The 22,055-nt window shown below is 68.7% G+C and carries 23 protein-coding genes; 11 read left to right on the top strand and 12 right to left on the bottom strand.

Translation table 11 applies throughout. The features are described from left to right. Window positions 1-259 precede the first annotated feature (259 nt). From HD600_RS06650 to HD600_RS06640, 3 genes are read left to right on the top strand one after another with little or no spacing between them, the layout of a single operon-like run. Entirely contained in the window at window positions 260-649 is a 390-nt protein-coding gene (locus HD600_RS06650) for a GntR family transcriptional regulator (RefSeq protein WP_184282419.1), read from the top strand. Continuing rightward, on the top strand, window positions 646-1,551 hold the full coding sequence (locus HD600_RS06645; protein ID WP_184282417.1) for an ABC transporter ATP-binding protein: 906 nt from the start codon (window positions 646-648) through the stop codon (window positions 1,549-1,551). The genes HD600_RS06650 and HD600_RS06645 overlap by 4 nt, the downstream gene beginning before the upstream one ends. Next, window positions 1,551-2,237, top strand: a complete 687-nt coding sequence (locus tag HD600_RS06640; RefSeq protein ID WP_184282415.1) for a hypothetical protein — start codon at window positions 1,551-1,553, stop codon at window positions 2,235-2,237. Before HD600_RS06645 ends, HD600_RS06640 begins: the two co-directional genes overlap by 1 nt. 100 nt (window positions 2,238-2,337) lie before the next feature. Here the strand turns inward: HD600_RS06640 and HD600_RS06635 are convergent, their stop codons facing one another. Next, entirely contained in the window at window positions 2,338-2,925 is a 588-nt protein-coding gene (locus tag HD600_RS06635; RefSeq protein ID WP_144794082.1) for an ArsR/SmtB family transcription factor, read from the bottom strand. Between the two features lie 89 nt (window positions 2,926-3,014). On the opposite strand from HD600_RS06635, the gene HD600_RS06630 reads away from it, so the two are divergent. Beyond that, window positions 3,015-4,340, top strand: coding sequence for an MFS transporter (locus HD600_RS06630; protein WP_184282413.1), 1,326 nt, complete (start codon window positions 3,015-3,017; stop codon window positions 4,338-4,340). A 51-nt stretch (window positions 4,341-4,391) separates the two neighbouring features. Next, the gene (locus tag HD600_RS06625) at window positions 4,392-4,985 is read left to right on the top strand and encodes a short chain dehydrogenase (protein WP_184282411.1); all 594 of its coding nucleotides are present in this window, start codon (window positions 4,392-4,394) and stop codon (window positions 4,983-4,985) included. A 6-nt stretch (window positions 4,986-4,991) separates the two neighbouring features. On the opposite strand, the gene HD600_RS06620 is transcribed toward HD600_RS06625, so the two are convergent. After that, window positions 4,992-5,978: an N-acetylglucosamine kinase gene (locus HD600_RS06620; protein ID WP_184282409.1), complete on the bottom strand. Its 987-nt coding sequence runs from the start codon at window positions 5,976-5,978 to the stop codon at window positions 4,992-4,994. A gap of 86 nt (window positions 5,979-6,064) precedes the next feature. On the opposite strand from HD600_RS06620, the gene HD600_RS06615 reads away from it, so the two are divergent. The 5 genes from HD600_RS06615 to HD600_RS06595 all read left to right on the top strand — a co-directional run bounded on the left by HD600_RS06615 (window position 6,065) and on the right by HD600_RS06595 (window position 11,142). After that, on the top strand, window positions 6,065-7,000 hold the full coding sequence (locus HD600_RS06615; RefSeq protein WP_184282406.1) for a MurR/RpiR family transcriptional regulator: 936 nt from the start codon (window positions 6,065-6,067) through the stop codon (window positions 6,998-7,000). Continuing rightward, window positions 6,997-7,749, top strand: a complete 753-nt coding sequence (locus HD600_RS06610; RefSeq protein WP_206705696.1) for a sugar isomerase domain-containing protein — start codon at window positions 6,997-6,999, stop codon at window positions 7,747-7,749. The genes HD600_RS06615 and HD600_RS06610 overlap by 4 nt, the downstream gene beginning before the upstream one ends. A gap of 53 nt (window positions 7,750-7,802) precedes the next feature. Further along, window positions 7,803-9,221: an N-acetylglucosamine/diacetylchitobiose ABC transporter substrate-binding protein gene (gene ngcE / locus HD600_RS06605; RefSeq protein ID WP_144794067.1), complete on the top strand. Its 1,419-nt coding sequence runs from the start codon at window positions 7,803-7,805 to the stop codon at window positions 9,219-9,221. Next, a complete protein-coding gene (locus HD600_RS06600) occupies window positions 9,218-10,231 on the top strand; it encodes a carbohydrate ABC transporter permease (RefSeq protein ID WP_338402167.1) in 1,014 nt (337 codons plus the stop codon). The genes ngcE and HD600_RS06600 overlap by 4 nt, the downstream gene beginning before the upstream one ends. Window positions 10,232-10,293: 62 nt before the next feature. Next, a complete protein-coding gene (locus tag HD600_RS06595) occupies window positions 10,294-11,142 on the top strand; it encodes a carbohydrate ABC transporter permease (protein WP_206705835.1) in 849 nt (282 codons plus the stop codon). A gap of 7 nt (window positions 11,143-11,149) precedes the next feature. On the opposite strand, the gene HD600_RS06590 is transcribed toward HD600_RS06595, so the two are convergent. Together HD600_RS06590 and HD600_RS06585 are read right to left on the bottom strand one after the other, a co-directional pair. Continuing rightward, the gene (locus tag HD600_RS06590; RefSeq protein WP_184282404.1) at window positions 11,150-12,211 is read right to left on the bottom strand and encodes a Gfo/Idh/MocA family protein; all 1,062 of its coding nucleotides are present in this window, start codon (window positions 12,209-12,211) and stop codon (window positions 11,150-11,152) included. A 4-nt stretch (window positions 12,212-12,215) separates the two neighbouring features. Then, entirely contained in the window at window positions 12,216-12,515 is a 300-nt protein-coding gene (locus HD600_RS06585; RefSeq protein WP_184282402.1) for a chorismate mutase, read from the bottom strand. Between the two features lie 61 nt (window positions 12,516-12,576). Between HD600_RS06585 and HD600_RS06580 the strand changes: the two genes are divergently transcribed. Continuing rightward, the gene (locus tag HD600_RS06580) at window positions 12,577-13,851 is read left to right on the top strand and encodes an AI-2E family transporter (protein ID WP_241731633.1); all 1,275 of its coding nucleotides are present in this window, start codon (window positions 12,577-12,579) and stop codon (window positions 13,849-13,851) included. 66 nt (window positions 13,852-13,917) lie between these two features. On the opposite strand, the gene HD600_RS06575 is transcribed toward HD600_RS06580, so the two are convergent. From HD600_RS06575 to HD600_RS06540, 8 genes are all read right to left on the bottom strand, one after another. Next, complete coding sequence (locus HD600_RS06575; protein ID WP_184282400.1) at window positions 13,918-14,838, bottom strand: ABC transporter substrate-binding protein; 921 nt, start codon at window positions 14,836-14,838, stop codon at window positions 13,918-13,920. Window positions 14,839-14,860: 22 nt separating this feature from the next. After that, window positions 14,861-15,601 carry an ABC transporter permease gene (locus HD600_RS06570; protein WP_184282398.1) on the bottom strand — a complete coding sequence of 247 codons (741 nt, stop codon included), beginning with the start codon at window positions 15,599-15,601 and terminating at the stop codon, window positions 14,861-14,863. Further along, entirely contained in the window at window positions 15,598-16,281 is a 684-nt protein-coding gene (locus HD600_RS06565) for an ABC transporter permease subunit (RefSeq protein WP_184282397.1), read from the bottom strand. The genes HD600_RS06570 and HD600_RS06565 overlap by 4 nt, the downstream gene beginning before the upstream one ends. 1 nt (window position 16,282) lies before the next feature. Continuing rightward, entirely contained in the window at window positions 16,283-17,125 is an 843-nt protein-coding gene (locus tag HD600_RS06560; protein ID WP_184282395.1) for an ABC transporter ATP-binding protein, read from the bottom strand. A gap of 25 nt (window positions 17,126-17,150) precedes the next feature. Beyond that, on the bottom strand, window positions 17,151-17,453 hold the full coding sequence (locus HD600_RS06555) for a DUF427 domain-containing protein (protein WP_184282393.1): 303 nt from the start codon (window positions 17,451-17,453) through the stop codon (window positions 17,151-17,153). A gap of 96 nt (window positions 17,454-17,549) precedes the next feature. Then, entirely contained in the window at window positions 17,550-18,974 is a 1,425-nt protein-coding gene (locus tag HD600_RS06550; protein WP_184282391.1) for a dihydrolipoyl dehydrogenase family protein, read from the bottom strand. A 279-nt stretch (window positions 18,975-19,253) separates the two neighbouring features. After that, on the bottom strand, window positions 19,254-20,489 hold the full coding sequence (locus tag HD600_RS06545; protein WP_184282389.1) for a lactonase family protein: 1,236 nt from the start codon (window positions 20,487-20,489) through the stop codon (window positions 19,254-19,256). Window positions 20,490-20,591: 102 nt separating this feature from the next. Further along, entirely contained in the window at window positions 20,592-21,875 is a 1,284-nt protein-coding gene (locus HD600_RS06540) for an adenylosuccinate synthase (protein ID WP_184282387.1), read from the bottom strand. Between the last annotated feature and the right edge of the window lie 180 nt (window positions 21,876-22,055).

Genomic DNA, 22,055 nt, shown 5'->3' with positions numbered 1-22,055 from the left:
CGGCGCCCCCGTCCGATCACGCTATGGGGCGGCGACGTATTGCGGAGGGGTCTTGACGCCGATCCCGCGGCATGCGTAGACGGATGCCCGGACGACACCTGCACGACGCGGCGACAGCTGCACGCTCGAATGCGCAGGAGCGTCGTGCATCCGTCGCTTGCCCGTGCAGGTGCCGCGCGCGGACGAGGGTTGACACCTGCCGAGTTCGGTGGTTAGTTAGTCAAGTAAGTAACCAACTGACCGACAACCCGGAGGCATCGTGATCGAAGAAGGCAAGGCGCTCTTCCTCCAGATCGCCGAGCAGATCGAGGACCAGATCCTCGACGGCTCACTGGAAGAGGAGTCCAAGGCGCCCTCGACGAACGAGCTCGCCGCCTTCTACCGGATCAACCCCGCCACCGCAGCCAAGGGAGTCGCCATGCTCACCGACAAGGGTGTGCTGTACAAGCAGCGCGGCATCGGAATGTTCGTCGCCGCAGGCGCCCGCGCCGCACTGCTCACGGAGCGGCGCTCCGCATTCGCCGACCGCTACATCGATCCGCTCCTCGCCGAGGCCCGCACACTCGGGCTCGGAGCCGAGGACCTCGCCGCCCTCCTGCGCGAACGCGCCGCCGCGGCATCCACCACCACGGAAGGGAACTCCGCATGACCGCCGTCATCGAGGTGCGCAACCTCACCAAGCACTACAAGGACAAGAACGCCCTGGACGACGTCTCGCTCACGATCGACGGAGGCGCGATCTACGGACTCCTCGGGCGCAACGGCGCAGGCAAGACCACGCTGATGTCGATCCTCACCGCACAGAACTTCGCCTCCTCCGGCGACGTGCGGGTCTTCGGAGAGCATCCATACGAGAACTCCAGGGTCCTGAGCCGGGTGTGCTTCGTCCGGGAGAGCCAGAAGTATCCGGATGACGCCACACCTCGCCACGCGCTCAAGGCGGCGAGCCTGTTCTTCGAGAACTGGGACCAGCCGCTCGCGGACCGTCTCATCGAGGACTTCCAACTCCCGATGAAGACGACGATCAAGAAGCTGTCCCGTGGACAGCTGTCGGCGGTCGGCGTCATCATCGGACTCGCCTCCCGCGCCGAGCTCACCTTCTTCGACGAGCCGTACCTCGGCCTCGACGCCGTGGCGCGGCAGATCTTCTACGACCGCCTCATCGAGGACTACGCGGAGCACCCGAGGACGATCATCCTGTCGTCGCACCTCATCGACGAGGTGTCGAACCTCATCGAGCGCGTCATCGTCATCGACAACGGCCGGATCCTCCTCGACGAGGACACGGATGCCGTGCGCGATCGCGCCGTCACCGTCGTCGGCGATGCGGCGAAGGTCGACGCCTGGGCCCAGGGGCGCGAGGTGCTGCACCGCGAATCCCTCGGTCGGGTGGCCTCGGTGACGGTGCTCGGAGCCCTGTCCCCCGACGAGCGCGCAGAGGTCGCCGCATCCGGCATGGACCTCGCCCCCGTATCCCTGCAGCAGCTCATCGTCCGCCTCACCCAGAAGGCCGGCGCCGTCGCCGGCGCGGAAAGCCAGGAGGTCCACTGATGTCCCGCACTCTCAACGTCATCCGTCTGCAACTGATCAACAAGCAGACCTTCATCTGGGTGCCGCTGATCGTCCTCGCCTCGGCCACGGTCGTGTCGATCCTCATCTACGCGATGATCCCGGGCGGAGGTCCGAACTACGGCGGCGGAGGACAGGCACCGCTGTGGGTGTTCTTCGCGGTCGGCCTGTCGGCCATGACCATGACATTCCCGTTCTCGCAGGCCATGAGCATCACCCGCCGCGAGTTCTTCACCGGAACACTCATCACCGCAGCCCTCGCCAGCGCGTTCATGGGTGTGCTGTTCCTCATCGGCGGTGGACTCGAGCTGCTCACGAACGGCTGGGGCGTGAACGGCTACGTCTTCCACCTGCCGTGGCTGTGGGAGTCGGGCCCCGGCGGCGCCTTCGTCGTCTACTTCACCCTCGCGCTGTTCTTCTTCGTCGTCGGCTTCACCGGCGCGACGATCTACAAGAGCTGGGGACCGGTGGTCATCACGCTCGTCAGCATCGCCCTCGCACTCGTCCTCGTCGGGCTGGCGTTCCTCGTCACCCGGCTGGAGCTGTGGGGGAACGTCGGCGCGACCATCATGGATCTCGGCGCCCTCGGCCTGGCTCTGTGGGGCCTGGTCGTGGTGGCGCTGCTCGCGCTGGTGTCGTTCCTCGCCTTCCGGAGAGCGAAGCCGTAGTCCGCACGCATCGCAGAGGCCTGCTCGCGCCTGCCGCACCGGCGGCGCGGGCAGGCCTCCGTCGTGCCGGGACGTCAGGCGTCCCGGATGGGCGGGCGATTCAGATCCGGTCGTCGGCGGCGACGATCTCGAAGGACCACGCACGGATGTCCGGGTCGTCGGGGTCCTGCGCGTCCTCGACCTCCTTGAGGACCTCCTGGATGCGCCGCTCGAGTTCGCGGAAGTTCGCCTCGGACAGCCGCAGGATCGCCTGACTGAAGGTCCCGTGCACCTCAGTGGTCCGCCCGGCGACGTACTCGGGCGCCCAGGTCATGACGCGACGCACGACCTCGATGTGGTCGTCGGCGAGGGCGGCCATGACGGCGTTGCCGAGCACCTCGTCGGCGATCGGATGCTCAGGAGAGCCGATGTTCCACGCGGCGGGAGAGGCCTTCCACACCCGGTCACGACGATCCCTCGCGTGCTCGGGCGCCTCCTCGATGAGGCCCGCGTCGGCAAGGACACGCAGGTGGAAGCTCACGCTGTTCGCCGGCACACCAAGATCGGCGGCGACGTCGGCGGCGCGAGCGAATCCCCGCGCGACCAGGACCTTCGCGATGCGGCGGCGCAACGGATGCGCGTACGCCTTGAGCATCTCGGTCGTCGCCGGCCGCGCGTCGTCGTGCACAGGTCGCCGTTCGTCCGCCATGCGCCGAGTCTAACCGCACGCATCCTTGCGCACGATTCATTGCGCAAGAACACTTGCGCAACTGTCCTTGCGTATTTATGCTCAGTGGCATGACCTCGACGACGACCCCCGCGCACAGCCTGGCCCACAACGGTCGCTACATCACCTGGCTGGTGAGCGACACGGCCAAAGGTCTCGCCAGCGCGCTGTTCTCGTTCGCGATCCCGCTCATCGCCCTGTTCGCCACCGACGACCCCGCGCAGGCAGGAGTGATCAGCGCGGTCGGCATGACGATCCGCACCCTGACGACGCTCTACGGCGGGGTCCTCGCCGATCGCCATGCGCGCATCCGCATGATGGTGACCGGATCGGTCGTCGGCGTCGCACTCTCCGTCGCCTTCACCGCGCTCGCACTCACCGACGCACTGACCTTCGTCGCCCTGCTCGTCATCGAGATCCTCCTCGCTGCGAGAACAGGGCTCTTCGACGTCGCCGGTGAGAGCGCCCTGAAGGAGATCGTCCCGGGAGACGCGATGGGCAGGGCGCAGGGCGCCAACCAGGGCCGTGACGCCGTGCTGCAGCTCGCCGGCGGACCGCTCGGCGGCGCGCTGCTCGCCGCCGGCGCGTGGGCGATCGGCGCCGCCATGGCCGTGTGCCACGTGGTGGCGGCCGCCACGGCGTGGATGCTGCAGCGCTCCGCCCCGCACGAGGCTGCCCCGTCGGCGGAGACGGAACCGGATGCCGCGATCCCCGAGACGGGTGTCGCCGCCGCGGCGACCACCGCCGCCACGCCGAACGCGCGCCGCGAGATCGCGGAGGGTTTCCGATGGCTGTTCTCGAGGGCCGATCTGCGCGGTGTGCTCTTCGTCGCGACCATCATCAACCTCGGCTTCAGCGCGGCCCTCACCACCGTCATGTACGCCCTGCAGCAGCAGGGCCACTCCCCCCTGACGATCGGGCTGCTCGGGACCGGCGCGGGCGTCGCCATGCTTCTCGGGGCTCTCGTCGCACCGCTACTCGTCTCCCGGATCAGGGCAGGGGCCGTCATCATCGGCGGACTCGCGGTCTCCACCATCGCGATCTTCGGCCTCATCCCCTTCCGCTCGCCCCTGCTGCTCGGGCTCATCCTCGCTGCCGCCGTGGTCTTCATCCCCGCCGTCAACGCCGCTCTCATGGGGTACTTCATGGTCGCGACACCCACCGAGATGCTCGGCAGGGCCAACAGCGCCGCCGCCGTGCTCGGCATGGGGGCGATGCCGTTGGCACCCCTCGTCGCCGGGATCGGCCTGTCGTTCATCGGCCGGGAGACCACCCTCGTGGTCGGTGCCGCCCTCTGCGCCATCGCCGTTCTGCTCGCCGTGTCGAACGCGGGCCTGCGCGCACTGCCGGCGGAGTCGGCCTGGGCCGCGCACGCCGCACAGTTCGCGCGTCGCTGAGCCGCCCCCGCACAGGCGACCGCCGGGACCGGCCCGCATAGGATCGAGGGCATGAGGATCCTCGTCATCGGAGCGACCGGAAAGATCGGCGGCATCGTCGCCTCGACCTTCGAATCCCGAGGTCACGAGGTGCTGCGCGCCTCACGGAGCAGCGAATGGTCCGTCGACCTCACCGACCCGGCATCCGTGCTCGCCCTGTTCGAACGCGTCGGCCAGGTGGATGCCGTGGTCATGGCGGCCGGCTCCGTGCCGTTCGCGCACCTCACCGAGCTCACGAGAGACGACTATCTCGCCGCATTCACGTCCAAGGCGCTCCCGCAGATGGACACCGCGCGCGTCGCACTCGACCATGTCACCGATGGCGGGTCGATCACCCTCACCACCGGCGTCCTCGCCCGGGAACCGATCGCCACCGGGGCGGCGGCCGCCGCCGCGAACGGCGCGGTGGAGTCGTTCGTGATCACCGCGGCGGCGGAGGCACCGCGCGGCATCCGCATCAATGCCGTCTCACCGAACGTGCTGCAGAACTCGCCGACGCATCACGCGCTGTTCGCCGGCCAGCGTCCGGTCCAGGACGAGGAGATCGGCCGCGTCTACACGCTCGCCGTCGAGGGTCTCGTGCGCGGTCGGATCCTCACGGCCTGAGCGGACTCACCGCATCCCTGCCAGTGACCCGCTGAGCCGCGCGAGCGTCTCCGGCGACACCGCGACCCCGGCGGCCCGCAGGGCGAGGAGACCGGCGCCGACTGCACCGTCGACGACCGGACGCATGTCGAGGCCGTCCGCTGCCGCACCGAGGCGCCGGACGAACGCGTCGCGGACCGGGCTGTCGCGGCAGAGCACGCTGCCACCGAGCACGACGGGACCGGGGCCGTCCAGCACCGCGGCGAGGGTGTCGGCGAGGTGCGCACCCGCACGGTGCAGGATCCGCTCCGCGACGGCATCCGCTGCCGTGAACGCGAGCGGCGCGAGCGCGGCGAGTTCGATCGGGCGCAGGGCGTACAGCGCCTCGACGACCTGATCCAGGACCTGAAGACGTCCCTCCCTCCGCGCGGTCTCCGCGGTGATCCCGAGGTGTGCGAGCAGGGCGGGCGTCAGCGCCGTCCGCGGCCCGGCGTGATCGAGCTCTCGTACGACGGCCCTGGCGACACGGTGCCCGATCCAGTAACCGCTGCCCCGGTCGCCCAGCAACCACCCCAGCCCATCGGCGGTAGCGGCGATGCTCCCGTCCTCGATGCGCACCGCACAGGCGCCAGTCCCGGCGACGATCGCGTATCCGAACGGCTCGGCCGAGCCGGTGAAGTAGGTCGCCGCCAGGTCGGACTCGAAAACGAGTCGCCCGGCGAACCCCTCGGCCGACAGTCGGGCCATCAGCCACGCGCCCTCCTCGTCCCCGATCCGCTGACCGGCCATGGCGGTGGCGATGACCGACACGTCGGCCAGCGTCGCGGACGATGCGGCGAGCGCGGCCGCGATCGACGCCATCACCCCGTCGCCGGCGATCTCGACCCCGGAGGAGGTGGGGTTGCCGCGCCCGCCGACACCGAAGCCGACGCACTCCCCTGTCCCGGTCGTCAGCACGGCGCGCGTCGAGGTGCCACCGGCATCCAGACCGATCGTCAGCGTGTCGTAACCCATTTGTAACTCGTCCTTACTTGACCTTCTCGGGCCGTGAGAATAGTTTTCACCGCAACGGAGAATTCCCGAGTCGAGTTCTGGGGGCAATGGTGCCACGCAGTCCGAAGACCGGCAATGGCGCCATCGTCAGCCGGATCGCCGAACATCGCGACGCGATGCCGGTCGCGCTGTCGCGGATCGCCGACCACGTCATCTCGCACCCCGACACGCCGGTGGCATCGACCATCACCGAGCTCGCCGAACAGGCGGGCAGTTCTCCCGCCAGCGTGACCCGGTTCTGCCGCTGGCTCGGCTTCGCCGGATACACGCAGTTCCGCGTCGCGATCGCCACCGAGCTCGGCCACCTCGAAGCCGACCGCGCGTGGCGGATGGACATCGGCGCGGAGTTCGAGCCGAGCGATACGCCCGAGAAGGTCCTGCGGACGCTGCTGAACGTCCACGTGCGCGGGCTCGAGTCGACGAGGGAGGGCATCGACCTGGATGCCGTCGTCGAGGTCGCCCACGCGATCGCCACGAGCCACCACGTGGACATCTACGGCCTCGGCGGCAGCGGGGGCATCGCACAGGAGCTGCAGCGGCGCCTCCACCGCATCGGGATCAGCGCGCACGCATGGTCGGACGTGCACGACGGCCTCGCCAGTGCGGTCCTCCAGGACGAGCACTCCGTGGCCATCGGCGTCTCCAGCACCGGTCAGACCAACGAGACGGTGCAGATGCTCACGCAGGCGGCCGAGGTCGGCGCGCACACGGTCGCGATCACCCACGACGACGAGAGCTGGATCGCCACCGTCGCCGACGTGTCGATCACCACCGCAGCCCCGATCGGGTACCTGCGCCCCGACGACATGTCGGTCAAGCACTCGCAGCTGCTCGTGGTCGATCTGCTCTACCTGCTCGTGGCGCAGCAGATCTTCGACTCCGCCACGAAGCGCCTGGCCGCCACGGCGACAGCGGTGTCGAGCCATCGCCGACCACGGACGCCGCACGCGCGCCCGCAGCACACACAGGAGGCCCGCCGTTGACCGCAACACCATCGGATCTGTTCCGCGAAGCCAGCGAGCGTCTGGCCCGCCTCACCGCCGATGCGGAGGCGGGAGCGCTCGATGAGGCGATCGCGATGATCGTCGCGGCGCTGGATGCCGGCGGGGTGATCCATGCGTTCGGCACCGGCCATTCCGAGGCGTTCGCGATGGAGATCTCCGGCCGGGCCGGCGGTCTCATCCCCACAAACAAGTTCGCCCTGCGCGACCTCGTCCTCTACGGCGACCGTGAGGTGGACGTGCTCACCAGCGCCCTGGAGCGCGAGCCATGGCTCGTGGACGAACTGATGGCGACCGTCCCCGTCGGCGACGACGACATCTTCATGATCGCGTCGAACTCCGGCGTGAACGGCTCCATCGTCGGTGCGGCGCTGTGGGCGAAGGAGCGCGGCCACCGGGTGATCGCCGTGACGAGTCTCGAGCACACGATGCGCGTCGAGCCGAAGCATCCGTCCGGCAAGCGCCTCTCCGAGGTGGCCGACGTGACGATCGACAACCTCGCCCCGTACGGCGACACGACCCTCGAGATCGGGGACGGGATCGGGGCAGGGGCGATCTCGTCCATCACCGGCGCCTTCATCGCCCAACTCCTCACCCTCGGCGTCGCGCGCCGCATCGCCGAGCGCGGAGACACTCCGCCGATGTACATCTCCGCCAACATCCCCGGCGGCGACGAGCACAACTCCGCCCTCGAGGCCCGCTACCTCGGCCGCATGAGACGCGGAGACTGACCGGCTCTCCTCCCGCACGTACCCCGACACAGATCACAACGAAAGGTATGAAGATGGAACTCAAAGAAACCTCCATCACCCGCCGCAACCTGCTGCGAGGCGCGACAGCGACGGCGCTGCTGCTGCCGTTCGGCATGTCGCTGGCGTCCTGCGCCGCCCCGAGCGGCGGAGGAGGGGACGCCGGCCCGCAGGGCGAGGTCACCTCCGACAACCCCTTCGGTGTCGCCGCGAACGCGACCGTCGACGCGGTCATCTTCAACGGCGGTTACGGCGTCGACTACGTCGAGAACGCCGGGAAGATCATGGAGAAGAATCCCGGTCTCGAGGGCGTGACCGTCACGGTGTCCCCATCGACGAAGATCGCCACCGAGCTGCAGCCGCGGTTCGTCGGCGGTAACCCGCCGGACCTCGTCGACAACTCCGGAGCCAACTCGATCGGCTGGAACACGATCATCGACCAGCTCGAGGACCTGACCGAGGTCATCGACGCCGACAACCTCGAAGGCGTGAAGATCCGCGACACGCTCTTCGCCGGTGTCGAGGCCCCCGGAACGTTCGACGGCAAGTTCATCGCGCTGAACTACGTCATGACCGTCTACGGCATCTGGTACTCCTCGAGCCTGTTCGAGGAGAACGGCTGGGAGGTCCCCACCTCGTGGCAGGACCTCAAGGCGCTCGGCGAGGCCGCGAAGGCGCAGGGCAAGTACCTGTTCCTGTGGGGCAAGGAGGCGGCGACGTACTACCAGACGATGGTCGTCGACTCCGCTGTGATCCAGGGAGGCGACGAGGTGCGTCTGCCACTGGAGAACCTCGAGGAGGGCTGCTGGTCGAACCCCATCATCCAGGACATCCTCACGATCCTCCATGACCTCATCGCCTCCGGCTACGTCAAGCCGGGCGGCTCCGGCACGCAGTTCACGGAGGCGCAGGCGCAGTGGAGCAGCAAGCAGGAGGCGCTGCTCTACCCGTCGGGTTCCTGGATCGAGAACGAGATGAAGTCGCAGACCGCCGAGGGCTTCGACATGATGGGCATCGCCGAACTGCCGCTGAACGACGACCAGTCGACACCTGCGGGGTACATGCGGGCGGAAGCCGGTGAGCCGTTCATCGTGCCGAGTAAGGCGAAGAACCCTGCCGGTGGCAAGGAGCTCCTGCGCACCATGCTCTCGAAGGAGTCGGCTGTCGAGTTCGCCAAGACGAAGCTCGCCCCCACGATCGTCAAGGACACCGTCCCCGAGGACGGGTTCGGATCGACGGCGCTGCAGTCGCAGGGGAAGCTGCTCGCCGCGGCCGGCGACAACGTCTTCACGATCAAGTCGTTCAACCTGTACGGGATGAACAGCGACCAGTTGCCGATCTGGAACTCGTTCCTCGACGGCAAGATGAGCGTCGCCGACATCACCAAGCAGTTGCAGGATCTCACGGACAAGATCCGCAACGACGACTCCATCACCAAGATCGAGATCAAGTGACCACTGTCCGTTCCCGCGGCGAGGTGGACACCGCCACCGTCGCTCCCGGGGCGGGGCGGCGCCGGCCGCCTCGTCTCGGGAAGCGCCCGCTCACCTTCGACTACATCTCGTTCCTGCTGGTCTTCCTCGTCCTGCCCGTCGCGATCTTCCTGATCTTCGTGATCTCGCCGTTCGTGCAGGCGGTGTACTACTCGATGACCAACTGGACCGGGTTCTCGCCGGAGATGGACTTCGTCGGGCTGACGAACTTCGTCCGCCTGTTCACGGACGCGACCTTCCTCCAGGCGATGGGCAACAACATCGTCCTGGCGATCTTCGTGCCGCTCATCACCCTCACCATCGCACTCGTGTTCGCCAGCATGATCACCGTCGGCGGGCCGAGCACCGGACAGGTCAGGGGCCTGACCGGCTCGAGCTTCTACCGGGTGGTGTCGTTCTTCCCGTACGTGATCCCCGCGATCGTCATCGGCATCCTCTGGGCGTTGATCTACTCCCCGGAGGGTCTGCTCAACGGCATGCTCGACGCGGTCGGACTCGACGTGAACGGGTTCGCCTGGCTCGGTGACGAGCGCACGGCGATGGGCGCATCGATCTTCGTGATCGTCTGGGGCATGGTCGGGTTCTACATGGTGCTGTTCATCGCCGCCATCAAAGGTGTGCCGGCCGAGGTCTACGAGGCCGCCCGCATCGACGGCGCCGGTCGCTTCCGCACCACCGTCTCGATCACGCTGCCGCTGATCCGCGACAATGTGCAGACCGCCGTCATCTACATCGGCATCCTCGCCCTCGACGCGTTCGTGTACATGGCCGCGTTGAACGCGACGGGCGGGCCGGGGAACACCACCCTCGTGATGTCGCAGTACCTGTACCGCACCGCGTTCGAGAAGAGCCAGTTCGGTCTCGCGAGCGCGATGGGCGTCGTGCTCGCCGTGGTGACGCTGGTGTTCGCCGCGATCGTGTTCCTCGTGAACAGGTTCACCGGCGGCAAGGAAGACGGAGGCCGACTGTGAGCGACAAGACCGCGAACCTCATCACGATCGACCGCAGACGCGCGCGCAAGGATGCCGCTCGGCTGCGTCCGCGGCGCGGCACCACGAGCGATCGGGTGATCGGCACCACCTCGCACATCATCCTCGCGATCTGGTCGATCGTCGTGATCCTCCCGCTGCTGTGGACCCTGTTCAGCTCGTTCAAGACCACCGGCGAGATCTTCGATTCCCCGTTCACGCTGCCGGCCTCGTGGGCTCCGACGAACTACGTCAACGCCTGGACGAAGTACAACTTCGGGCAGATGTTCCTCAACACCGTCATCGTCGTCGGTGTCGCGCTGGTGCTGGTGATGCTGCTGGGCGCGATGTGCGCCTATGTGCTCGCGCGCTTCTCCGTCCCGGGGAGCAGGGTCATCTACTACCTCATGCTCGCGGGCCTCACCTTCCCGGTGTTCCTCGCGATCGTGCCGCTGTTCTTCATCCTGCAGGGCATCGGACTCCTCGGCACCCTGCCCGGCCTCATCATCACCTACGTGGCGTTCGCGCTGCCGTTCACGGTGTTCTTCCTGTACTCGTTCTTCAAATCCCTGCCCTACGAGATCCAGGAAGCGGCCTACGTGGACGGTGCGAGCGAATGGCGCACGTTCTTCCAGGTGATGCTCCCGATGGCCAAGCCGGGTCTCGCCGCGGTCGGGATCCTCAACTTCCTCGGCCTGTGGAACCAGTTCCTGCTGCCGGTGGCGTTGAACCCGAACGCCTCGCAGTACGTGCTCTCCCAGGGGATGGCGGCGTTCGCATCGGCGGCCGGATACGAAGTCGATCAGGGCGCGCTGTTCGCGGCGGTGATCATCACGATCGTCCCGGTGCTCATCGTGTACATCTTCTTCCAGCGGCAGCTGCAGGGGTCGGTGTCGCAGGGGACGTCGAGGTAGGGCGCACTCAGGACACGACGGAGGCGGCGCCCGCCTCGAGCGACCGGGCGATGGCCTCGATCACGAGCTGGGCGCGCAGGCCGTCCTCGATCGTGGGCGACTCCGCCGGGGGCGCTCCCCTGGCGGAGTCGACGAAGTCCCTGATCTCGTCGCCCGCCCCGTCGAGGATCGACGTCACCGGCACCGGTCGACGCCGCGTGCCGGAGGCGTCGCCGATGAGCACGTCCTCGTCGACGGAACTCGCCCTGATCCACCCCGTCTCCCCGTGCACCTCGACCGTGATGGACCCGGGTGCCCCGGTGTCGGGGGCGACGCGGCTGAGGGTGAGCGAGGCCGTCACCCCGCTCGCGGCCGTCACCTGCACGTCCGCGTCGTCGATGTTCGTCACCGCGCGGGCGGCCCCGCCTTCGGCATCCGCCCTGAACGGTATCGTCGTCCGCGCGAAGGCCGTGACCTCGCGGACGTCGCCCACGATCCAGCGCACGAGGTCGATCGCATGCGGGCCGAGATCCGAGACGACGCCGAGCGGCTCGGTCGCGGCGTCGAAGTGCCATCCCCAGGGCCGCGCTGTCGTGGCTCCACTGGACTGCAGGTACCGGATGCGCACGTGTCGCACCCTCCCCACCTCCCCGCCGCGGACGGCCCGGACGAGGGTGCGGAAGAGCGGATGCCACCGGAGCGTGAACCCCGTCATGCCGGGGCGATCCGAGAGAAGGTCGCGGATGCGCCGTGCGCCGTCGCCGTCCAGCGCGAGGGGCTTCTCGCACAGCACGGCGACGCGGTGTCGGGCGACCGCGCGAACGGCCGCCTCGTGTTCGTGCGGAGGCGAGGCGATGATCACCCCGTCGAGGCGCTCTGCCTCGAGCATCCGCTCGATCGACCCGTAGGCGCTCGGGATGCCGTGCTCCTGCGCGAACACCGACGCCCGCCCTGCGTCACGGCCGCACACGGCCACGACGTCGACGTCGCTCACCCACCGGGAACCGGGCAGGAAGTACGTCGACGCCCACCGGCCGTGACCGACGAGACCGAGCCGGAACCGGTCGTGAGCACCGCCGGCAGTGGTCATCTCCTCAGCGACCCTCTGCGGTCTCGGTGTGGTGGCGGATGACCTCGGCGACGACGAAGTTGAACCATTTCTCGGCGAACTCGGGGTCGAGGTGCGCCTCCTCGGCGAGCGCCCGCAGCCGCGCCACCTGCTGCTCCTCGCGTGCGGGGTCCGACGGGGGCATGGCGTGGTCGGCCTTGAGGACTCCGACCTGCTGCGTCGCCCGGAATCGCTCGGCGAGCATGAAGATCAGAGCGGCGTCGATGTTGTCGATCGTGCCGCGCAGGCGCTGCAGTTCAGCGCGGGCGTCCTCGGCGTCTGTCATGGCTCTCCTTGTTCGTGGGCGCTTAAGACGATATCGCGCGCGCGCACTCTAGAGTTGGCCCATGAGCATGGATCAGCCCGAGGCATCCGAGAATCCCCGCACCCCGAGCGATCAACGAGTGGACGCCGACGACTCCACCCCGACGCGCGCCTCTCGTGCGAAGTCCGAGACGACGGTGACGCACAAGACGAAGACGAAGCGGATCTCGAAGGCGAACACCGTCGAGCCTCCCCTCGAAGCGGTGACCCCGAAGCCGGTGATCGAACCCGAGCCCTCGTCGCGCTCCATCTGGACGCGCATCGAGCGCCCGTTCGTGTTCGGCTTCCTCGTCACCCTCGGGGCGCTGTCCGCGATCCTGCTCGGACTCGCCCTGTCGAACCTGTCGACGGTGATCATCTACATCGCGCTGGCACTGTTCGCGGCGCTCGGTCTCGACCCCGCGGTGCGGTTCCTCGGTCGACGGGGGATCGGACGGGGCTGGAGCGTGCTCATCGTCCTGTTCGGCCTCATCGCCGTGCTCGCCCTCGTGCTGTGGACCATCATCCCCGTCGTGGTCGAGCAGATCACGATGTTCGTCAAGAGCGTGCCGGATCTCATCCGCGACTTCATGTCGAGCGACATCTACAAGACGCTCGAGGCGCAGTTCGGCGACCAGTTCCAGGACCTCGTCGACGACGTGCAGAAATTCCTCACCGACCCGGGCAACATCGCCACGATCGGCGGCGGCGCCCTCCAGGTCGGTGCGGGCATCGCCAGCGCCATCTCCGGAATCGTCATCGTGCTCGTCCTCGTCATCTACTTCGTCGCGACGCTGCCCACGATCAAGAAGTCGCTGCTGCGCCTCGTCCCGGCGCGCGACCGCGCGAACACCGCGATCATCACGGAGCAGATCACCGACTCGGTCGGCGGCTACGTCATGGGCATGGTGACGCTCGCATTCATCAACGCGCTCGTCGTGCTGACCCTCTACACGGTGATGGGCCTGCCGTTCCCGCTGCTGCTCGCGGTCGTGGCCTTCCTCATCACGCTGATCCCGCTCGTCGGATCCCTCATCTTCTGGGTGATCGGAACCGGGATCGCGCTGTTCGTCGACCCGCTGTTCGCGCTGATCTTCGCCGTGGTCTACCTGGTGTACATGCAGATCGAGTCGTACTTCCTCACGCCCCGCGTGATGAACAAGGCGATCTCGATCCCCGGCTCCCTCGTCGTCATCGGCGCCCTCGTCGGCGGCACGCTGCTCGGGCTGCTCGGCGCCCTCGTCGCCGTCCCCGTCACGGCGTCCATCCTCATCATCATCAACCAGGTGTGGGTGCCCCGCCAGGACTCGCGGATCTAGCACCGGTGTACACATTGAGGAAGGCCCCCTCGACGCATCGAGGGGGCCTTCTTCATCGGGCTGGGATCAGATCAGGCCCTTGTCCTTGAGCCACTGCGCGGCGATGTCCTTCGACGACATCTGGTCCTCCGTGCTCTGGACGCCCAGGGCGACGAGGTCGTCGACGCCGAGCTCTGCACTGACGGCGTTGATCACGTCGGCGATTTCGTCCGCGACGTCACTGGAGGCGATCGGCACGACGTTCGAGGCGAGGATGAGACTCTCGGGGTCCTCGAGCGCGACGATGTCCTCGGTCTGGAAGCGCGGGTCGGCCGAGTAGATGTCGGCGATCTGGATCTCGCCGGCGAGCAGCGACTCGAAGGTGGTGTCGCCCGTGGCCGAGAATGCCAGGTCGAGCCCGTAGACCTCCTTCGCTCCGTTCGGGCCGTACGGGCGCTGCTCGAGCTCCGGCGCCCCGCCGAGGGTGACCGTGCCGTCGACGTTCGCGAGGTCGGCGATCGTGGTGAGGTCGTTCGCGTCGGCGAACTCCTGGGTCACCGTGTAGGTGTCCTGATCGCTGGCCTCCGCGTAGTCGAGCGCAGTGAGCCCGTCGGGGAGGGCGTCCTGCAGCGCGGAGTACACGTCTTCGGGGCTCGTCACGTCGGCCGTGTCGTCGAAGTACTGCAGCAGGTTGCCGGTGTACTCCGGGAAGAGGCTGATCGCACCGGACTCGACATCGGGCATGTACGCGTCGCGCTGACCGATGTTGAACTCGCGCTCGACGGTGAACCCGGCGTCCTCCAGCGCCTGTGCGTAGATCTCGGCGATGATCTCGTTCGAGTAGTAGGCCTGCGAGCCGATGACGATCGTGTCGGAACCGACGTCGCCGGAGGAGTCGTCGGTCGGCGCGTCCAGCGGGTTGCTGCTGGCGCAACCGGCGAGGACGACCGCTGCCGTCAGCGCGACACCGGCGGCGACGGCAAGACGTGATCTGCGTGGGGTGAACATGATGTTCCTCTCTGGTGGGGAGTCAGGCGGATGCTGTGGTCGTGGTGGCGGCGACCGCACGGCGCGCCGCTCTAGGCGAGACGGCGCCCGGCTGGGAGACGCGGATGCCGGCGGGCACTGCGGCGCGCTGGGCGAGGGCGAGCAGCAGATCGGCGACGAGTGCGAGGACGGCGACGAGGATCGCCCCGCCGAGCACCTGGTCGAAGCGGCGCAGCGGGATTCCCTGGATGATCGGCCAACCGAGCCCCCCGAGGTTGACGTAGGCGGCGATCGTGACCGTCGCGATCACCTGCAGCGTCGCCGAGCGAAGGCCGCCGATGAGGAGCGGAAGACCGAGGGGTACCTCGACCTTCCAGAACACCTGCCACTGCGTCATGCCCGTCGCGCGGGCCGCGTCGATGATGCGCCGGTCGATCGCCTCGAGCCCGGTGTAAGCGCCGGCCAGCAGTGACGGGATGGCGAGGAGGACGAACGTGAAGGTCGCCGCCTCGGGGATGTGCAGCACCCCCATCAGCAGCACGAGCAGCACGAGGAGTCCGAACGACGGCACCGCGCGGGCGGCACCGGAGACGGCGACGGCGATCTCGCGTCCGCGGCCGGTGTGCCCGATCAGCCACCCGATGGGCACGGCGATGACGGCGGCGATGAGGACGGAGATCACGGTGAAGAACAGGTGCTGACCGAGCAGCACAGGCAGCGCGTACTGACCCTCCAGCCGTTCCGGCGAGAACAACCAGGCGAGCGCCTCGGCGAACAGGTTCATGCGGCGGCCCTCACGGGGAGGGCGACGCGCCGGCTGCTGCCCACCGTCGCCGTCCGCGTCCACGGCATGACGAGGCGGCCGACCAGGACGAGCATCAGGTCGATGAGGAGGGCGATGACCACAACGGCCAGCACCCCGGCGAAGACCTCTTCGACGATCCGCCGCTGCAGTCCGTTGGTGAACAGGTAGCCGAGGTTCTGCACACCGACGAGGATGCCTACCGTCGCGAGGGAGATCGTGCTGACGGCGGCGACGCGGAGCCCCGCGAGGATGACGGGACCGGCCAGGGGCAGATCGACCGTCCAGAAGCGGCGGGCACCGCCGTACCCGACCGCGACGGCAGCCTGACGGATGTCCTGATCCACGGAGTCGAGTCCGTCGGCGACCGAGCGGACGAGGATCGCCACGGCGTAGATCGTCAGCCCGACGATGAGGTTCTCCTGGCTGCGGGCGGAGTAGCCGAGGACGGACGGCAGGAGGATCAGCAGGGCGAGTGAGGGGATCGTGTACAGCAATCCCGTGAGCACGATGATCGGCCCGCGGACCAGCCGGTACCGCCAGGCGAGCCAGCCCAGCGGGACGGAGAACACGAATCCGAGCACGATGGCGATCGCGCTCTGCCGCAGGTGCGTGAGCGTCAATTCGACGATGAGGCCGATGTTGTCGACGACCCAGGTCACGTCATCCGCCGTCCGGTCCGGTGCCGACCGATTCGCCGACGAGGGCACCCTGCGTCCGTCCTTCCGAGTCGACCACGACGGGCCCGCGCGGCGTCTGCTTGATCCGCAGGGCACGGCGCCCCCGCTCGGCGCCGATGAAGGCGGAGACGAAGTCGTTGGCCGGGTTCTCGATGATCTCGCTCGGACTGCCGACCTGGACGATGCGCGCGCCCCTGTCGAGGATCACGACCTGATCGCCGAGCAGGAACGCCTCATCGATGTCGTGCGTGACGAAGACCACCGTCTTGTCGAGATCGCGCTGCAGTCGGATGAGCTCCTGCTGCAGATCCGCCCTGACGATCGGGTCGACCGCGCCGAAGGGCTCGTCCATGAGAAGGATGTTGGGGTCGGCGGCCAGTCCTCGCGCGACGCCGACACGCTGCTGCTGCCCGCCCGAGAGCTGGCTGGGGTAGCGGTCGGCGAGCGCGCGGTCGAGTCCGACCGTGTCGAGCAGCACTCTCGCGCGCTCATGCGCCTGCTTCTTGGCCATGCCGTCGAGCCGGAGGACCGTGGAGACGTTGTCGATGACGGAGAAGTGCGGCATGAGCCCGGAGTTCTGCATGACGTACCCGATGCTGCGGCGCAGGGCCACCGGATTCTTCGACAGCACGCTCTCGCCGTCGATCTCGACGTCCCCACCGGTCGGTTCGACCATGCGATTGATCATGCGCAGCAGGGTGGTCTTGCCGCATCCGGACGATCCGACGAACACCGTCGTCTTCCTGGAGGGCAGCACGAGATTGAAGTCCTCGACCGCGAGCGTGCCGTCGGGGAAGACCTTCGACACCGATGTGAATTCGATCATGCGCGAGCGCTCCCTCGCCTCCGGCCTACGGCCCGACCTCGACGCTCGGCGCGAATGCGATGTGACCCGAGATGTCCTTGCCGACGCGCTCCTGCGCGCTCGGGTACGGGCGCGGGTAGCCCCACGCGGCGTCCTTGTACTGCTCACCGTCGACGACGGCGGAGTAGTACTGCGCCTCGCCCTTCCAGGGGCAGGTGTACGGAGTGGGGCTCTCGACCAGCACGCCGGGGGCGACAGAGGTCAACGGGAAGTACCAGTTGCCCTCGATGGAGATGAGATCGGCGTCGTCGGCTTCTGCGATGACGGTTCCTGCGAGTACAGCCTTCATTCGGCTCCTCCTCGTGTCGTTTTCGAGCGTATGGGATGGCACCGACATGCGGCGCGGATTCCCGGGGTGTTCGGAGCGACCCCGGGAACGGATGGGTCAGGCGGATTCGCGCCCGTAGGTCTCCAGCAGGCGGAGCCAGATCTCGCTCACCGTGGGGTAGGAGGGCACGGCGTGCCAGAGTCTGCTGATCGGCACCTCGCCGACGATCGCCACGGTCGCGGCGTGGAGCAGGTCGGCGAGGTCGGGGCCGACGAAGGTGACGCCGAGGATGACGTCGCGGTCCGTGTCTACGACCATGCGCGCCTGTCCGCTGTAGCCGTCCTCGCGGAGGCTCGCTCCCGCGACTCCGCCGAGGTCGTAGTCGACCACGCGGATCGAGTGTCCGGCATCCTCCGCCGCCTTCGCGGTGAGGCCGACAGAGGCGACCTCCGGCTCGCCGAACACGACCTGCGGGACGGCGGCGTGGTCCGCTGTCGCGACATGACGGCCCCACGCGGCGTCGTCGACGTCCTCACCGTTCGCGCGGGCGGCGATGACGTCCCCCGCGGCGCGGGCCTGGTACTTGCCCTCATGCGTCAGCAGCACGCGGCCGTTGATGTCGCCGACCGCGTACAACCAGTCGCTGCCGGGCACCCGCAACGTGTCATCGGTCGCGATGTAGCGACCGGGTTCGAGGCCGACCGTCTCCAGACCGATGTCGGCGCTGCGCGGGGTGCGGCCGGTCGCCGCCAGCACCTCGGCCGCGTGGATCTCCTCCCCGTCGCCGACGACGATCGTCACGCCGTCAGCGCCGCGGCTCACCTTCGTGGTGCTCACGCCGGTGCGCACGTCGACGCCCAGGTCGCGAAGCCCTGCCGCGACGCGTTCCCCGGCGAACGGCTCCATGCCGGTGAGCAGTTCGCCGCGGGCGATGAGCGTCACCGCCGCGCCGAGGCCGGCATAGGCCGTCGCCATCTCGACACCGACGACGCCCCCGCCGATGATCGCGAGGGACTCGGGGATCTCCTGCGCGCTCGTCGCGTCACGGCTCGTCCACGGCCGCGCGTCGGCGAGCCCGGGGATCGGCGCGATCGCGGCATCCGTACCCGTGCTGACCGCGACCGCGTGGCGGGCCGTGAGCACTCGCGTCGTGCCGTCGGCATCCGTCACGGTGACCTCGCGTTCTCCGCTGAGACGGCCGTGGCCGCGCACGAGGTCGATGCCGGCGGACTGCAGCCAGGCGACCTGGCCGTCGTCGGACCAGTCGCTGGTGAAGGAGTTGCGGCGGGCGAGCACGGCACGCACGTCCAGTGGTCCGGAGACCGCCTCGGCCGCACCGCCGACGTGCTGGGCTGCGCGCAGCGCCTGGGCGGACCGGAGCAGCGCCTTGGACGGCATGCACGCCCAGTACGAGCACTCACCGCCGACGAGTTCGCTCTCGACGATGATCGCGGACAGCCCGCCCTGCACGGCGCGGTCGGCGACGTTCTCGCCCACCGGTCCTCCGCCCAGCACGATGAGGTCGTATTCATCCTGCGTCATGGCCCTGCCTTCCCTGCGTCCGCGGTCGTCTCGCGGCTCCGCTCAGTCTCGTGCATGCGCAAACCGTTGTCACGGCCGTGTTGTTCCCGCCGGTTTCTGCTATAGGTCCCCGATCCGTTGCGTACCGCTCGGATGCCGGGGACGCATCACCGCACGGATGCAGGGGCCGCGCACGCCTGCAGGGCCGTTTCGGCTGATTCGTCCTGCATCCGTGCCTCGGCCCTGCATCCTTGCGGGTGGGTGGCGGGACAGGCGGGGCCGGCAGTCGGGCGACCCGGGTCAGCGGGCGAGGAGGATGCGGGTGGGTGCGGGTGCCGACGTGCGGTGGCGGATGCCGCGGGGCGCGCCCGTGCGCTCGTCGAGGTCGAGCACGCTGATCTCATCCGACCGCTGGCCGGCCACGAGCAGCGCCCCGTCGTGCACGAGGTGGTGCCGCGGCCATTCGACGCCCGACTCGGCGAGCGCGAACGACTCGACCTGCGAACCGTCCCCTCGGACGCGCAGGGCGGCGATCGTGTCGCTGCCGCGGACGCCGGCGTACAGCGTCTGCCCGTCCCGCGAGCGCGACAGCTCGGACGGGAAGTCCTCCCCGACCCGCACGGCCGGGCTCACGGTCGTCGCCGCAGCGAGCGTCCACCGTCCATCCGGGCCTGCGGCGAGCGTGAAGACCTCGCACGAGTACTCGGTGACCACATGCAGGTGGCCGCTCGGATGCACGACCATGTGCCGGGGCCCCACCCCTTGCGGCAGGACGACGCGGTGATCCTCGACGAGGCCGGTGCGCCCTGCGCGCCAGATCCGCACGAGGTCGAACCCGAGATCGGTGGTGGCGATGCGGCCATCAGGCAGGAATGCCGCCGCATGCGCGTGCGACGCGCGGGATGCCGAATCCTCCTCGACGGCGGGATCGGGAGCCTGCTCCGGAGCCGCGTTCAGCCCGAGCATCTCGTCGAACAGCAGCAGACCGGACCGCGGCGGCTCGGCGACCGGCTCGTCGAGCTTCTCCTCGTCGACGACCATGGAGCCGCGGCGCAGCATGGCGGCGGCGATCTCCTGCGCCGACGGACGCGCGGAGTCCTCGGCATCCTGTGCGTCGCGGTCATAGGGGTCGCTCGCCGAAGCGGCGACCGTGGCGGACGTCGGGGAGCCGTCGGCGGCGAGGTCGATCCGCACGACCCGGCCGTCCCCGTAACAGCTCGCGACGAGGTGCCCTCCGCTCGGGGCGACGGCGACGTGGCACACACCGGAACCCGCCTCGACAGGGCCACCCAGAGCGGTGAGCGACACCTCGCCGGTACGGCGGAAGGCCTGCACGGTCCCCTCGCCCTCCAGCGCGGCGTACACGACGTCGAGCGTCGGATGCGCGGCGAGCCAGGAGGGCGACGCGGCCGACGCGGCGCCGCCGCGGTACGCGAGGGTCGTCGGTTCGCGCCCCTCGTCTCCGGCGAGCACACCGATGCCCACGGCATCCCCGCCCATGTCGGCGCCGTAACCGCCGAGCCAGAACTGCGTCATCGGTTCCCCTCACCGCCCATCTGTCTGCGGCTCATGCTCGCTTCTCGGGCCTGAAAGTGCGCGTCCGGCAGAAACAGACGGGCAGAACAGACGGGACGGAGATCACACGAGGTCGTGACGGACGATGACCTGATCGCGCTCCGGACCGACGCCGATGACCGAGATGCGGGTCTTGCTCATCTTCTCCAGCGCGAGCACGTAGTCCTGTGCCGTCTGCGGCAGGTCCTCGAAGGTGCGGGCCGAGGAGATGTCCTCGCTCCACCCCGGGTAGTAGTCGTAGATCGGCTTCGCGTGGTGGAAGTCCGTCTGGTTGACCGGCACGTCGTCGAACCGGACCCCGTCGACGTCGTAGGCGACGCACACCGGGATCTGCTCGAGCCCGGTGAGGATGTCGAGCTTGGTGAGGACGAGGTCGGTGATGCCGTTGATGCGGGTCGCGTACCGGGTGATCGGTGCGTCGTACCAGCCGACGCGACGCGGACGCCCCGTCGTCGTGCCGAACTCGAAGCCGGCCGACCGCAGCCAGTCGCCCTTCTCGTCGAACAGTTCGGTGGGGAAGGGTCCGGAGCCCACGCGCGTGGTGTACGCCTTCACGATGCCGACGATGCGGTCGAGGCGCCCCGGCCCCACGCCGGAACCGGATGCCGCGCCGGCAGCGGTCGCGGTCGACGAGGTGACGAACGGGTAGGTGCCGTGGTCGATGTCGAGCATCGTCGCCTGGCCGCCCTCGAACACGACGACCTCGCCACGATCGAGCGCCTCGTCGAGCAGGTGCCCGGTGTCGGCGACCATCGGACGCAGCCGCTCCGCGTACGACAGCAGGTCCTCGACGACCTCGTCGACGGTCACGGCGCGGCGGTTGAACACCTTCACGAGCAGGTGGTTCTTCTGGTCGAGCGCACCCTCGACCTTCTGACGGAGGATGTTCTCGTCGAAGAGGTCCTGCACACGGATGCCGACGCGGTTGATCTTGTCCGCATACGCCGGACCGATGCCGCGGCCGGTGGTTCCGATGTTGCGCTTGCCGAGGAAGCGCTCGGTGACCTTGTCGAGCGTGCGGTGGTACTGCGTGATGATGTGCGCGTTGGCGCTCACGCGGAGCTTGGAGACGTCGATCCCGCGCGCCGAGAGCGCAGTCAGCTCGTCGAAGAGGACCTCGAGGTCGACGACGACGCCGTTGCCGATCACCGGCATGACACCGGGCGACAGGATGCCGGATGGCAGCAGGTGCAGTGCGTACTTCTCGTTGCCCACCACGACCGTGTGCCCGGCGTTGTTGCCGCCGTTGAACTTCACCACCCAGTCGGTGCGGTCCCCGAGCAGGTCGGTGGCCTTGCCCTTGCCCTCGTCGCCCCACTGGACGCCGACGATCACGATTCCTGGCATGGGTCTTCCCCCTGGATAGTGCTTCTCGCCGGGCTTGCACCGGCAGATGAGCTGGCCCGAACGGGCCCTTCCATCCTATCGAACGGCGTCCGCGCGCCCCCGGCAGGCGCTAATCTCGTGGAAACCGGGCGCCTGGACCGCCCGCGACACCGCAGAGACGGCCACGATGGAGCGACCGCG

It is taken from the genome of Microbacterium ginsengiterrae (assembly GCF_014205075.1).
Lineage (GTDB): Bacteria > Actinomycetota > Actinomycetes > Actinomycetales > Microbacteriaceae > Microbacterium > Microbacterium ginsengiterrae.
The sequence above is the reverse complement of the archived record's forward strand: the minus strand, read 5'-3'. Positions and strand labels throughout refer to the sequence as shown.